Origin of the sequence: Mesorhizobium sp. M0276, from assembly GCF_040321755.1 — a bacterium.
In the GTDB taxonomy this organism is placed as follows: Bacteria; Pseudomonadota; Alphaproteobacteria; order Rhizobiales; family Rhizobiaceae; genus Mesorhizobium.
The window spans coordinates 181,699-194,573 of record NZ_JAMYSC010000005.1 but is presented as its reverse complement, the minus strand read 5'-3'; the positions used below and the strand labels follow the sequence as shown (position 1 = coordinate 194,573).

Below are 12,875 nucleotides of genomic sequence, written 5' to 3'. Positions count from 1 at the left end.
ACCTCGCTCAAGCGTAAGCGCCTCAAAGCCCTCATGAACCCGACCTACCGCCAAGCCGTCCTTGCAGGTTAACGATTCATGATTTCGCCCTGCACACGATTGTCAGCGCCAGCGACACCGCCAGCACCGTCGCATAGGTCGGCACCAGGAAATAACCCGCCGACAAGAGCAGCGACGCAGCCACCAGCGCTACATAGACATCGGCGCGGTCCCTGGCACGGTCGGCGAGCGCAGTCAGCAACGGCGTCGTCACCACGCGCAGGAACATGGGCGCCGCCAGGATGACGGCGATCTGCTCGGCATGAAAACCCTTGGCCTGCAGCCACAGCGGAAAATATGGCAGATGTGTTCCGAGCGGCACGAACAGCGTCGCGAAGATCATGCTCATGCGCAGTTCGAAATGGCGAGGCTTGACGAGTTGTTCGGGCGAAAGCGGCGGCAGGGACATGAATCGATCCAATCACGCTGCACTCGACCTGACGGCAACGTGTATCGATCCCTTAACATGGGCAAAAACCCAGCGGAACCGGTTGGACTAATCGATTGATCCCAGAGCCGGGACGACCGCCGGCGCTATGCCGCCTGCCCTACCCGTTCTTCGATGAGCAGCGGGATAAAGGGCTCGTCCGGCGCTTCGGGCAGCACCTGTGCCCAGGTCAGGATTTGCATCCGGCCGTCAAAATGTTCGACCACGGCCGTGCAACTTTCCACCCAGTCGCCGGTGTTGATGTATTGGACATCGCCAAAATTCTCGATGACGGCATGATGGATGTGGCCACAAATGACGCCGTCGACATGCGAGCGGCGCGCCTCGTCCGCAAGCATGGTCTGGAACGAGCCGATGAAGTTCACCGCCTTCTTGACGTTGACCTTGGCCCAGGAGGAGAACGACCAGTATGGCAGTCCGAGCAGCTGGCGCAGCCGCGTCACCACGCGGTTGACCAGCATGGCCGCGTCATAGGCGTGATCGCCGAGATAGGCCAGCCAGCGCGCATTGTGGACGACGGTGTCGAACTGGTCGCCATGGATGACGAGCAGGCGCTTGCCGTCGGCGGTCTCGTGGATGGCGCGGTCGGCGACGACGATGCCGCCGAAATGCACACCTTGGAACTGGCGGGCGAATTCGTCATGGTTGCCGGCGATGTAGGTGATGCTGGCGCCTTTGCGCGCCTTGCGCAGCAATTTCTGCACGACATCATTGTGGCTTTGCGGCCAGTGCCAGTTCCGCCGCAGCCGCCAGCCGTCGACGATATCCCCGACCAGATAGATGATATCGGCATCGTGATGGCGCAGGAAATCGATCAGGAATTCGGCCTTGGCCGCCTTCGAGCCCAAATGGACGTCGGAAATGAACATGCTGCGGAAAGTGCGGGGCTCTTGGCCGGACATCGCGATTTTCACCGTTGCTTTCGCGACAGCCTATGCCCCCATTCATGCAACAACCGTATGACGGTTGCGATTGGTCCAGCCGAGGGACTAGCTTGCCGCCGGCTCACAAGGAGAAATCATCATGGATCTCGGCATCAGCGGGAAAAAGGCCATCGTCTGCGCTTCGAGCAAGGGACTTGGACGCGGTTGCGCGATGGCGCTGGCGGAAGCCGGCTGCGACATCGTCGTCAACGGGCGCAATGCAGATCTGGTGGCGAAAACCGCCGCGGAGTTGCGCCAGCGTTACGGCGTCACGGTGACGGAAGTCGTTGGTGACGTCTCCAAGCCCGAGGTGCAGAAGGCGCTGCTCGCGGCCTGCCCGGAACCGGATATCCTCGTCAACAACAATGGCGGACCGCCGCTTCGCGATTTTCGCACGCTCGACCGCGAAAAGATCCTCGAAGGCGTCACCCAGAATATGGTGACGCCGATCGAGCTGGTCCAGGCTGTCCTCGACGGCATGGCGGCGCGCGGCTTCGGCCGTATCGTCAACATCACTTCACTATCGGTCTACGTGCCCATTCCCGGCCTCGACCTGTCGTCCGGCGCGCGCGCCGGCCTGACATCGTTCCTGGCCGGCGTGGCGCGGACGGTGGTGGATCGCAACGTGACCATCAACAGTCTTTTGCCGGGCAAGCTCGACACCGACCGGCTGCGCGGACCGCACGAGGCCGGCACATCAGAAGATCCTGCCGCAGCTGCCGCACGCAAGACCCGCATCAGCGCCGATGTTCCGGCCAAGCGGCTCGGCACGCCGGAGGAATTCGGCCAGATCTGCGCCTTCCTGTGCTCGGTCCATGCCGGCTATCTGACGGGGCAGAACATACCGGTCGATGGCGGTCTCTACGTCAGCGCCTTCTGATCGAAGCGCCTGCCAACCAGCAGGACTCATTTGCTATCGAATCGCATAAGTCATTGATAGTTAACCGTTTTAGACGCACCGCCGGGTAAAGCTGCCGGCGCGTCATTTAGCGTCGCGAAAAACCTCGGCTGCATGCTAAAAGGGGTCTTCACGCAGATTCCGAGGGAGCAGCCGCATGGAAGGCGAGAGCAAAAAGACGGCACGTTCGGACCTCGACGAAGCCGCCCTCTACTTCCACAAGCACCCAAGGCCGGGAAAGCTCGAGATCCAGGCGACCAAGCCGCTCGGTAACCAGCGTGACCTCGCGCTCGCCTATTCGCCAGGCGTCGCCGCCCCTTGCCTGGAAATCCGCGACGATCCGGCGAGCGCCGCCGACTACACCGCGCGTGCCAATCTGGTCGGCGTCGTCTCCAACGGGTCGGCCGTGCTCGGCCTCGGCAATATTGGCCCGCTGGCCTCCAAGCCGGTCATGGAAGGCAAGGCCGTCCTGTTCAAGAAGTTCGCCGGCATCGACGTCTTCGACATCGAGATCGACGCGCCGGGGATAGAGCGCATGGTCGAGACGATCTCGGCGCTGGAGCCGACCTTCGGCGGCATCAACCTCGAAGACATCAAGGCGCCGGAGTGCTTCGAGGTCGAGGAGCAGTTGAAGGCCCGCATGGGCATTCCGGTCTTCCACGACGACCAGCACGGCACCGCCATCATCGTCGCCGCCGCCGTGCTCAACGGACTGGAATTCGCCGGCAAGACCATAACGGACATCAAGATCGTCAGCTCTGGCGCCGGCGCTGCCGCCCTTGCCTGCCTCAACCTGTTGGTTTCGCTTGGTGCGCGGGTGGAAAACATCTGGGTCACCGACCGTTTCGGCGTCGCCTATAAGGGCCGCACCGACGAGATGGACCGCTGGAAAGATCCTTATGTGAAGGACACGGACGCACGCACGCTGGCCGATGTCATATCAGGCGCCGACGTCTTTCTCGGCCTGTCGGCGGCAGGCGTGCTGAAGCCGGAACTGCTCCAGCATATGGCGCCGAAGCCGCTGATCCTGGCGCTGGCCAACCCGAATCCCGAGATCATGCCGGAGGTGGCGCGCGCCGCGCGCCCCGATGCGATGATCTGCACCGGCCGTTCCGATTTTCCCAATCAAGTCAACAATGTACTGTGCTTTCCTTACATCTTTCGCGGCGCACTCGACTGCGGCGCCAGCGCCATCAACGAGGAGATGAAGATGGCAGCGGTGCGGGCGATCGCAGCACTCGCCCGTGAAGAACCTTCCGATGTCGCCGCCCGTGCCTATTCCGGCGAGACGCCAATCTTCGGCCCCGAGTTCCTGATCCCCTCGCCCTTCGATCCGCGCCTGATCCTGCGCATCGCCCCGGCGGTCGCCAAGGCTGCCTGTGATACCGGTGTCGCGACCAGGCCGATCACCGACTTCGCCGCTTACATCGACAAGCTCAACCGCTTCGTCTTCCGCTCCGGCCTGGTGATGAAGCCGGTGTTCTCGTCGGCCAAGGCATCGACCGCCAAGCGCGTCATCTACGCCGACGGCGAGGACGAGCGCGTGCTGCGCGCTGCCCAAGTGGTGCTTGAGGAAGGTATCGCCGAACCGATTTTGATCGGCCGCCCGCATGTGATCGAGGTGCGCCTGAAGCGTTATGGGCTGCGCATCAAGCCCGGCGTCGATTTCGGTCTGATCAATCCAGAGGACGATCCGCGCTATCGCAACTATGTCGACCTGCTGATCGAACTCGCCGGCCGCCGCGGCGTGACGACGGAGGCCGCGCGCACCATGGTGCGCACCGACAACACGGTGATCGCAGCACTTGCGCTGAAGCGCGGCGATGCCGACGCCATGGTCTGCGGCCTCGAAGGACGCTTCGAGCGACATCTGCGCAACGTCACACTGATCATAGGCCCGCGCACCGGCGTCCGGGATCGCGACCTCTCCACGCTCTCGATGCTGATCTCGCAGCGCGGCATCATCTTTCTCACTGACACGCACGTCTCCGTCGACCCGACGGCCGAGGAGATCGCCGAGATGACAGTGCTGGCAGCAGAAGAAATCCAGCGTTTCGGCATCGAGCCGAAGGCAGCACTCCTGTCGCATTCCGATTTCGGCTCGCGCGATTCGCCGAGCGCGATCAAGATGCGGCAAGCGGCGGCCATCCTGGCGCGTATCGCGCCCGAGTTGGAGTGCGACGGCGAGATGCACGCCGATACTGCGTTGTCGGAGCATCTGCGTCAGCGCGTCTATCCCCACTCCAGGCTGAAGGGCGAAGCCAATCTGCTGGTGTTCCCCAACCTCGATTCGGCCAACATCACGCTGACCGCGCTCAGGACCATGATGGATGCACTGCATGTCGGGCCGATCCTGCTCGGCACCGACATGCCGGCGCACATATTGACGCCTTCGGTCACGTCACGCGGCGTAGTCAACATGACGGCACTGGCCGTGGTCGAAGCCGCCCACAAGGCGCAGGCGGTCGTCAATCTCGGCTGAACGCGGATTTCGCGGTAAACTGCAGTTAACCGCGAACACGGTAGCCTTGCGGGCCAGCGGGCGGGATTTGGGCAGGCGGAGTTTGGGTGGATGCCAAGCGGAGGGTGGAAGCAGGCGCATGCTGCCGTGCTGCTTGGCCTTCTATTGTCCGCAACATGGGGGGTAGCCGAGCCACAGGCCGCCTCGCGAATCTGCCGCCAGTTGGAAAACGACCTTGCCGCAGCCTCTCGCGCTGGCGGCGGTCCGGCGCTGATCCGGAAATACGAGTCCGCAATTGCCCGGCAACGCGAGCAGATTTCGAAGGCTCGCAGCCAAGCGAGCCGGGCTGGGTGCGGCTTTTCGCTGTTTGGCCGCAACCTCGATCAATGTGCCGGGCTCAACGCCACCATCGACCGTATGAATGCCAATCTCGATGCGCTGCAGAGCAAGCGCGAGCGGCTGGCCGACGGCGGCTCGCGCCGTGACCGTGGACGCATCCTGGCGGCGCTTGATGCCAATGGCTGCCGCGACGACACAGTTGCGCCAAGGCGCGCGCCGCTGCAGGAAGCCAACCGCGAAGGCGGCAGCACAAATCTGTTCGATCAGCTTTTCGGCGACAACAGCCAGCAGCTCGATACATCGGGTACGCTGGACCAGCTTGACGATCCCGGCGAGGAGCGCAGCGTCCGTCGGATGCTCAACCGGCCCGGCGTACCGGACTTTCCGAGCGTCGGCGGCGAATTCCACACCTCCTGTGTGCGCACCTGCGACGGCTACTTCTTCCCGATGTCGAACTCGGCCTCGGCAGGCGATTTCGAACGTGACCAGAAGAATTGCGAATCGAGCTGCCCCGGCACCGAGATGCAGGTTTTCTATTCGCGCGGCATGGACGACGATTCGGCCTCGATGACATCGTCAGTCACCGGCAGGCCCTACAGCGAATTGCCGACCGCCTATCTCTACAAGCAGCCAGACATGTCGCGGCCCCCGGCCTGCGGCTGCAACGCCGCGCAGAATTTCCAGGTCATCGCCGGCAACCCGCCGAATCCGGAACGATCCCAGCCCGAAACGAATTCTGCACCGATCATCCCGGTCCCGGTTTCCAAGCCGGACCCCGGTTCCGATCCGGAAACCTTGGCCAATCTGCAAGGCGGGCTCGACCGCGAGGCGATCAAGAGGCTTTCCGCCAAACCGGTGACGTCGCCGGTATCAGCCTTGCCGCCGGACCAGCGCAAAATCAGGGTCGTCGGGCCAACGTTCCTTCCCGACCCATCAGCGGCAATAGATCTGCAAGCTCAGGCCCCGAAGGCAGCCCGGTAAGGGCAAGCCTGAGCGGCATGAACAAGGCCTTGCCCTTGCGCTCGGTCGCTTCCCTTATCTTGCCCGTCCAATCCTTCCAGATCGTCGCGGTCCAGGGTTCCTCCGGCAGCAGATCGAACGCCTGTTGAAGGAAATTGCGGTCGTCATCGGAAAATTCCGGCTTCTCCTGCGGTCCTTCGCGCAGGATACGCCACCAGTTGGCCGCATCGGCCAGCCTGTCGAGATTGCCACGCACTGCCAGCCAGAACGGTTCGGCCTCTTCGCCCGAGACGCCGAGCACGATCAGCCGGTCTTGCGCCTCGGCGAATGGCATGTGGTGCAGCAGCGTCCGGTTGAGCACGAACAGCTCGTCCGGATCGAATTTGGCCGCGGATTTCGATGTCGCCGAGGGATCGAAATGTTCGGCGAGTTCACTCATCGTCGGCATCGCCGCGACATTCTCCGAGGTGCCGACCAGCACGGCCAGCGAAGCGACCGCCATCGGCTCGATGCCGTCCTCGCGCAGGCTTTCGATGGAGAGCGCGCCGGTGCGCTTCGACAGCCCCTCGCCCGATGCGGTGGTCAGGAGATTGTGGTGGCCGAATACTGGCGGCTCGGCCGCCAGCGCCTTGAACAGCGCAATCTGCACGCCGGTGTTGGTGACGTGGTCGTCGCCACGGATGATATGACTGATGCCCATCTCGATGTCGTCGACCACGGAGGGAAGCGTATAGAGGTAAGTACCGTCCTCGCGAACCAGCACTGGATCGGAAAGCGAGGCGAGATCGACGGTTTCCTCGCCGCGCACCAGATCGTTCCACTGGATTTCGGTGCGTTCCGGCTGTTGCGGATCGCTCGAGAAATTGGGGAGGAGAAAACGCCAGTGCGGCCGGCGGCCATCGGCCTGGTATTCGGCGATCTGCTCGTGCGTCAGGGCCAGCGCCTCGCGGCCATAGACCGGCGGCAGGCCGCGCGTTCGGCGCACCTTGCGGCGGAGATCGAGCTCCTCCGGCGTTTCGTAGCAAGCATAAAGAACACCTGATGCTTTCAGCCTCTCAACCGCCGCGTCATAGAATTCGAAACGCCGCGACTGGTACTCGGTGGCGTCCGGGAAAATGCCCAGCCAATGCAGATCGTAGAGGATGGCGTCGGAAAATTCCTGCTTCGAGCGGGCAATGTCAGTGTCGTCGAAGCGCTGGATGAAGCGGCCCTTGTTGTTCATGGCAAACAGCCAGTTGAACAAGGCCGTGCGCGCATTGCCGATATGGATGCGGCCGGTTGGCGACGGGGCGAAACGAACGGTAACTGTCATAAGCGGGGCGTACCGGATGCTTTTGCGGTTGACAAGACGCGCCCCCGCGTTGCCCGGCAGACATAGAACATGGCGGCTGGAATGAAAAGACCGGCCGGCGTGCGCCTCAGTCGGCGCTTAGGCGGCGGCCAGCCTCCGACCGCAGCCGGCCGGTGGCGCCCCCAAACGGGGCGTTGAAGGCGATCAGCGGCCGAAGTCATCGGAACTGAGGCGGGTCCAGCGATCGCCCATCACCCCACCGATAAAGATATCGCCGGAGCGGACCGCTTCCGTAACCTCGGCGATTCGCGAGCGGACCATCGTCCCCCCGGCATAGCGGAAGAAGAGATTCTTATAGCCGAAGAGTTGGGGCATGAATCTGCTCTGTGTCTGCCCGGTGATACCCACGCAGCCCATTTCCCACGCGGCCGCGATAAGCCCATCCAGCGTCGCGCGCCAGTGCGATCCGGACGCCTGGATTTGCAACAGGCTCGCGATGTCGCCGGCTCGACCGTAGAAGGCATAACAACCGAGCATTTTGCCCGTTTCGTCGTAGCTTCCACCAAAATGAAGTGGGCCGTCGGCCCGCTTCTCGGCCGCCAGTGCGAGCAGCCGTGGCAACTCGCCATTCTTCCAACTCGGACGAAGGGAGTAATCGGACAGGAGGGTCGGCAGCCGCTCGGCAAATTGCGCGGCATCGATCGGCTCACAGTGGACGCGTTGCGACGGCGAAGCCTGGACGGGGGGCTCGAACCGTCTTTTCGCAAGGCTATCCAGTGCTCGTGCGCAGGGATCGAGCGCCAAGCGAGGCAGGCCGGGCCATTTACGGTGCAGCGTGGCGGCGGCCATCGCGGCCGGCCGGAAAACATAGGTCCATTCGAGACAATGCACCGGCAGAAGCTGATATTTCATCGGGCGCGCGAAGGCCAAAGATGTCCGGTTGGCCGAATCGGTCAGCTGCAGATCGAATTCGCCTTGGTGCAACGCGCGCAGCAATTGCGGTCCGGCCGTACCGTCATCGGTGCCGGGGTCCGCCATGAGTGGACCGATGATCGCCGCATTCAATGCCGCTCCCTTGAGCTCGTAGCGGGCTTTCAGGACGCCGAGGAAACCACCCAGACGACCCTGCCGGTTGATCTGGACAAGAGCGTTGCTCACGCCGGCCTGGCTGGCAGGGTCAAGATAAATCTCTCTCATATAATCGGCCGTCTCCGCGATCGCGCGTTCGAGGAGACGACGCCGCCGCCGGCGAAACTTGGTCAGGAAGAGTGTGGCGACGCCCTCGAGATCCAGGCAGCGAGCGGCCGAACCGAGCCGTGCCGAGATTCCAGCACCGACGGCGCAGCAAGCTTTTCGGGACCGCCATTTGCGGAAACAAGATGCATCGTAAGGACCGCTCCGGGCTGCTTGCGTATGTTTATATTAGGCAATGACGGACACAACGCATCTTCGGTGGGTAGCGTAAACAGACGTCTCAAACTCAGGAGTTGGAACAGCACTACACAGTCGGATTTGCTTGGCCGGTAAACGCTGGGTGTGAGGTGTGCGCTGCGCCGCTCCCGCTGGCTGATAGTGCCCAATCGAGGTGGCCGTCGGCCGAAGCCGGCGGCCACCTCAGGGTCAGATCACCAGCCCCTTGGTCAGTTCCAGCGCCTGGCGCTCGAACAGGCGGCGGTAAATGCCGCCCTTGAGCCGGATCAGCTCGTCATGCGAGCCTTCCTCGACGATCTTGCCGCGATCGAAGACCAGCAGCCTGTCGAGCGCCCGCACCGTCGAAAGCCGGTGCGCGATGACCAACGTGGTGCGGCCGACCATCAGCCGCTCCATCGCCTGCTGGATCAGCACTTCCGATTCGAAATCGAGGCTCGATGTCGCCTCGTCCAGGATCAGGATGCGCGCATCGGCAAGAAAGGCTCGCGCGATCGCCACGCGCTGACGCTCGCCGCCCGACAGTTTCACACCGCGCTCGCCGACCAGAGTGCCGTAGCCCTTCGGCAGGTTGGTGATGAAATCATGCGCGCTCGCCAGCCGCGCCGCATGCTCGATCTCATCCTGCGTCGCGCTCGGCCTGCTATAGGCGATGTTTTCGGCCAGCGACCGATGGAACAGGATCGGCTCTTGCTGGACGATGGCGATCTGCCCCCGCAGCGACGCTTGCGCCACCTGCGAGATGTCCTTGCCGTCGACCAGGATTTTTCCCGCATTCACGTCATAGAGCCGCTGGATGAGCTTGACGAAGGTCGTCTTGCCCGAACCCGAATGGCCGACCAGCCCGACTCGTTCACCCGGCGCGATGTCGACCGAAAAATCACGATAGAGCGCCGATCGGTGACTGCCGTAGTGAAAGGTGACGTTATCGAAGCCGATCCGTCCTTCAGTGATCCGGATCGGCTTGGCGCCGCGCCGGTCCTCGATACCGAGCGGTTCGGACTGGAAATCGACCAGCTCCTCCATATCGTTGATCGAGCGCTGCAGATTGCGGATATGCGTGCCGATATCTCTGAGATAGCCCTGCAGCACGAAAAACGAGGTCAGAACGAAGGCGACGTCACCGGCGCTCGCCTGACCCCACGACCACAGCATCAGCGCCAGGCCGATCACCGCGGCGCGCATGGCCACCAGCAGCGCCCCTTGCGTGGTGCCGTTGATGGTGCCGCGCACCCAGGTGCGCCGTGTGCGCGCACGCCATTTGGCGACGACCCTGGCGAGGCGTCGCTCCTCGCGCTCCTCGGCGCCAAAGCCCTTGACCACGGCGTTGCAGCTCACCGCGTCGGCCAGCGAGCCGCCGAGGCGCGTGTCCCAGGTGTTCGCGAGCCTTGCCGCCGGGGCGACATAGCCAAGCGACAGCATCGTCGTGACCATGATGAACAGCACCGAACCGGCGGCAACGACCGCGCCCATCAGCGGCCAGAACCAGCCGAGCAGCAGCGTCGAGCCGACCAGCATGACGACGGACGGCAGCAGCGCGATGAGGATCGTGTCGTTGAGCAGGTCAAGCGCCCACATGCCGCGTGTCACCTTGCGCACGGTCGAGCCGGCAAAGCTGTTGGCATGCCAGTCGGTGGAAAAGCGCTGGACGCGATGGAAGGCGTCGGCAGCGATATCCGCCATCATTTTCAGCGTCAATTCGACGATGCCCATGAAGGCAAGGTTGCGCAAAACAACGCCGGTCAATGCAAGGGCCATCAGCATCGAAAACGCCGTCACCGCGGCATTCCAGGCAATCGCGTCGGCGCCGGAGCTGCTGGCGACGGCGTCGACCAGCCGGCCGGAATAGAGCGGCGTCAGGACGTCGGCCAGCGTCGACAGCAGGAAGCCGCCCATGATGAGCGAAAGCCGCCACGGCTGGCGCCGCCAATGGGCTAGCGTGAAGCCAAGAACGCTGCGAAACGCGCCTGCGCGCAAATCGATTCGAAAACGAGCCATGATGTCATTCGGGCGCAAACGAGCCCGATCCCAGTAAGGTCGAAAATTGAAGAAGCCGCGCAAGGGGCCAATGAGTGCCCGGAAAGCGGAGCGGCATATTTGGCGTCTCGCCCGTAATCGGGCGGCGACCGGCATCGGCATAAGCCTGTGCTCAATCCGGCATCGGCTCGAAGGGCAAACCTTCGCGGAGCGCCGGGTGAGACCTAAGCTTCGCGGCCTCGCATTACCATTTGAAATACTGCCATTCAGACCTCCCGCAAATGAATCGCGGAGAGGCCCTTATAGAGACGCCCCGATGCATCGCCAAGATCAGCGCACGCTAAAAGTGTATCTGGTCCAACCACTGCGATTATTTTGCAACAATGGCTGATGTAAGCCAGCCGCGGGCTTTCAGCGTCTAGCCTCCATCCCTGAAACGATTGGTAATGGGGTAGCGGCGGTCGCGGCCGAAATTCTTCTTTGTGATCTTCACCCCCGGAGCCGCCTGCCGGCGCTTGTATTCGGCGATGTAGAGCAAGTGCTCGATGCGCGTCACCGTCGCCCTGTCATGGCCGCGCGCAACGATGTCGTCGACGCCCATTTCGTTCTCGACCAGGCATTCGAGGATGTCGTCCAGCACCGGATAGGGCGGCAGCGAGTCCTGGTCGGTCTGGTTCTCGCGCAATTCCGCCGACGGCGCCTTGTCGATGATGTTCTTCGGGATCACCTCGCCCGAAGGCCCGAGCGCGCCCGGCGGCACATGGCTGTTGCGCCAGCGCGATAGCGCGTAGACCTGCATCTTGTAGAGGTCCTTGATCGGATTGAAGCCGCCATTCATGTCGCCATAGAGTGTGGCATAGCCGACCGACATCTCGCTCTTGTTGCCGGTGGTGACGACCATCGAGCCGAACTTGTTGGAGATCGCCATCAGAATGGTGCCGCGCGCGCGGCTCTGTAAATTCTCCTCGGTGATGCCTTCCTTGGTTCCTTCGAACATCTGCGTCAAAGCGTGCAGGAAGCCTTCGACCGGCTCGAAGATCGGCACGATGTCATAGCGGCAGCCGAGCGCACGCGCGCAGTCCTCGGCGTCCTTCAGCGAGTCCTTCGAGGTATAGCGGTAAGGCATCATCACCGCGCGCAGGCGCTCCTCGCCGAGTGCATCGACGGCAAGGGCCGCGCAGATCGCCGAATCGATGCCGCCCGAGAGACCAAGCACGACATTCTTGAAACCGTTCTTGTTGACGTAGTCGCGCAGGCCGAGCATGCAGGCGCGATAATCGGCCTCTTCCCTGTCCGGGATTTTCGACATCGGTCCTTCCGAGCAGACCCATCCTTCGCCTTGCCGTTTCCACGTGGTGACGTCGATTGCTTCCTCGAATTGGCTCATCTGGAAGGCCAGTGTCTTGTTAGAACCTATGGCAAACGAGGCGCCGTCAAAGATCAGCTCGTCCTGGCCGCCAAGCTGGTTGGCATAGATCATCGGCAGCCCGCATTCGATGACCTGGCGGATGACGACCTGGTGACGAACATCGATCTTGGCGCGATAATAGGGCGAGCCATTCGGCACCAGCAGGATTTCCGCCCCGCTTTCGGCCAGCGTCTCGCAAATGTCGACATCGCCCCAGATGTCCTCGCAGATCGGAATTCCGATCCGCACGCCGCGGAAATTGACCGGCCCCTGAATTTCGGGCCCGGCCTGGAAAACGCGCTTCTCGTCGAATTCGCCGTAATTCGGCAGATCGAGCTTGTAGCGCTCGGCGATGATCTTGCCGCCATCGGCGAAGACAATCGAATTGTGTGTGCCGCTCTTGCGCTTCAGTGGCGTGCCGATGATGACGCCCGGACCGCCGTCGGCGGTATCGGCGGCAAAGTCCTGTGCCGCCTTTTCGCAAGCCTTCAGGAAAGCCGGCTTCAGCACCAGATCTTCCGGCGGATAGCCGGCGAGGAAAAGCTCGGTATAGAGCACGAGATCGGCGCCTTGGCGGGCAGCATCGGCTCTCGCCTCGCGGGCTTTGGCGAGATTGCCGGCGACGTCACCGACGGTCGGGTTTAGCTGGGCGATTGCAATGCGCAGGATGTCGAGGATCTTGGTCATGCCTGCTGACTTAGCG

General features: G+C 62.8%; 8 protein-coding genes and 1 pseudogene. 3 read left to right on the top strand and 6 right to left on the bottom strand.

Going from position 1 to position 12,875, the window contains the following annotated elements; translation table 11 throughout:
- Positions 1-94: 94 nt before the first annotated feature.
- Together NKJ01_RS06625 and NKJ01_RS06620 are read right to left on the bottom strand one after the other, a co-directional pair.
- Positions 95-448 (bottom strand): annotated as a pseudogene (locus NKJ01_RS06625) (MFS transporter); the annotation flags it as partial.
- A gap of 125 nt (positions 449-573) precedes the next feature.
- A complete protein-coding gene (locus NKJ01_RS06620) occupies positions 574-1,389 on the bottom strand; it encodes a UDP-2,3-diacylglucosamine diphosphatase (protein WP_352726941.1) in 816 nt (271 codons plus the stop codon).
- A gap of 121 nt (positions 1,390-1,510) precedes the next feature.
- On the opposite strand from NKJ01_RS06620, the gene NKJ01_RS06615 reads away from it, so the two are divergent.
- From NKJ01_RS06615 to NKJ01_RS06605, 3 genes are all read left to right on the top strand, one after another.
- Entirely contained in the window at positions 1,511-2,290 is a 780-nt protein-coding gene (locus NKJ01_RS06615; protein ID WP_352726939.1) for an SDR family oxidoreductase, read from the top strand.
- A gap of 175 nt (positions 2,291-2,465) precedes the next feature.
- A complete protein-coding gene (locus NKJ01_RS06610) occupies positions 2,466-4,790 on the top strand; it encodes an NADP-dependent malic enzyme (protein ID WP_352726938.1) in 2,325 nt (774 codons plus the stop codon).
- A gap of 90 nt (positions 4,791-4,880) precedes the next feature.
- On the top strand, positions 4,881-6,089 hold the full coding sequence (locus tag NKJ01_RS06605; RefSeq protein WP_352726936.1) for a DUF2865 domain-containing protein: 1,209 nt from the start codon (positions 4,881-4,883) through the stop codon (positions 6,087-6,089).
- On the opposite strand, the gene gltX is transcribed toward NKJ01_RS06605, so the two are convergent.
- From gltX to NKJ01_RS06585, 4 genes are all read right to left on the bottom strand, one after another.
- Positions 6,007-7,380, bottom strand: coding sequence for a glutamate--tRNA ligase (gltX, locus tag NKJ01_RS06600; RefSeq protein WP_352605399.1), 1,374 nt, complete (start codon positions 7,378-7,380; stop codon positions 6,007-6,009). The genes NKJ01_RS06605 and gltX overlap by 83 nt on opposite strands.
- A gap of 183 nt (positions 7,381-7,563) precedes the next feature.
- Positions 7,564-8,556 (bottom strand): hypothetical protein, encoded by a 993-nt coding sequence (locus NKJ01_RS06595; protein WP_352726934.1) that lies wholly within the window; start codon positions 8,554-8,556, stop codon positions 7,564-7,566.
- Positions 8,557-8,979: 423 nt separating this feature from the next.
- Positions 8,980-10,785: an ABC transporter ATP-binding protein gene (locus NKJ01_RS06590; protein ID WP_352726933.1), complete on the bottom strand. Its 1,806-nt coding sequence runs from the start codon at positions 10,783-10,785 to the stop codon at positions 8,980-8,982.
- Positions 10,786-11,182: 397 nt separating this feature from the next.
- Positions 11,183-12,859: an NAD+ synthase gene (locus NKJ01_RS06585; RefSeq protein WP_352726931.1), complete on the bottom strand. Its 1,677-nt coding sequence runs from the start codon at positions 12,857-12,859 to the stop codon at positions 11,183-11,185.
- Between the last annotated feature and the right edge of the window lie 16 nt (positions 12,860-12,875).

Excerpts from the sequence above, each read along its gene's own strand:
- NKJ01_RS06620 (WP_352726941.1), bottom strand. The coding sequence starts at position 1,389 with ATGTCCGGCCAAGAGCCCCGCACTTTCCGCAGCATGTTCATTTCCGAC.
- NKJ01_RS06615 (WP_352726939.1), top strand. The coding sequence starts at position 1,511 with ATGGATCTCGGCATCAGCGGGAAAAAGGCCATCGTCTGCGCTTCGAGC.
- NKJ01_RS06610 (WP_352726938.1), top strand. The coding sequence starts at position 2,466 with ATGGAAGGCGAGAGCAAAAAGACGGCACGTTCGGACCTCGACGAAGCC.
- NKJ01_RS06605 (WP_352726936.1), top strand. The coding sequence starts at position 4,881 with ATGCCAAGCGGAGGGTGGAAGCAGGCGCATGCTGCCGTGCTGCTTGGC.
- gltX (WP_352605399.1), bottom strand. The coding sequence starts at position 7,380 with ATGACAGTTACCGTTCGTTTCGCCCCGTCGCCAACCGGCCGCATCCAT.
- NKJ01_RS06595 (WP_352726934.1), bottom strand. The coding sequence starts at position 8,556 with ATGAGAGAGATTTATCTTGACCCTGCCAGCCAGGCCGGCGTGAGCAAC.
- NKJ01_RS06590 (WP_352726933.1), bottom strand. The coding sequence starts at position 10,785 with ATGGCTCGTTTTCGAATCGATTTGCGCGCAGGCGCGTTTCGCAGCGTT.
- NKJ01_RS06585 (WP_352726931.1), bottom strand. The coding sequence starts at position 12,859 with ATGACCAAGATCCTCGACATCCTGCGCATTGCAATCGCCCAGCTAAAC.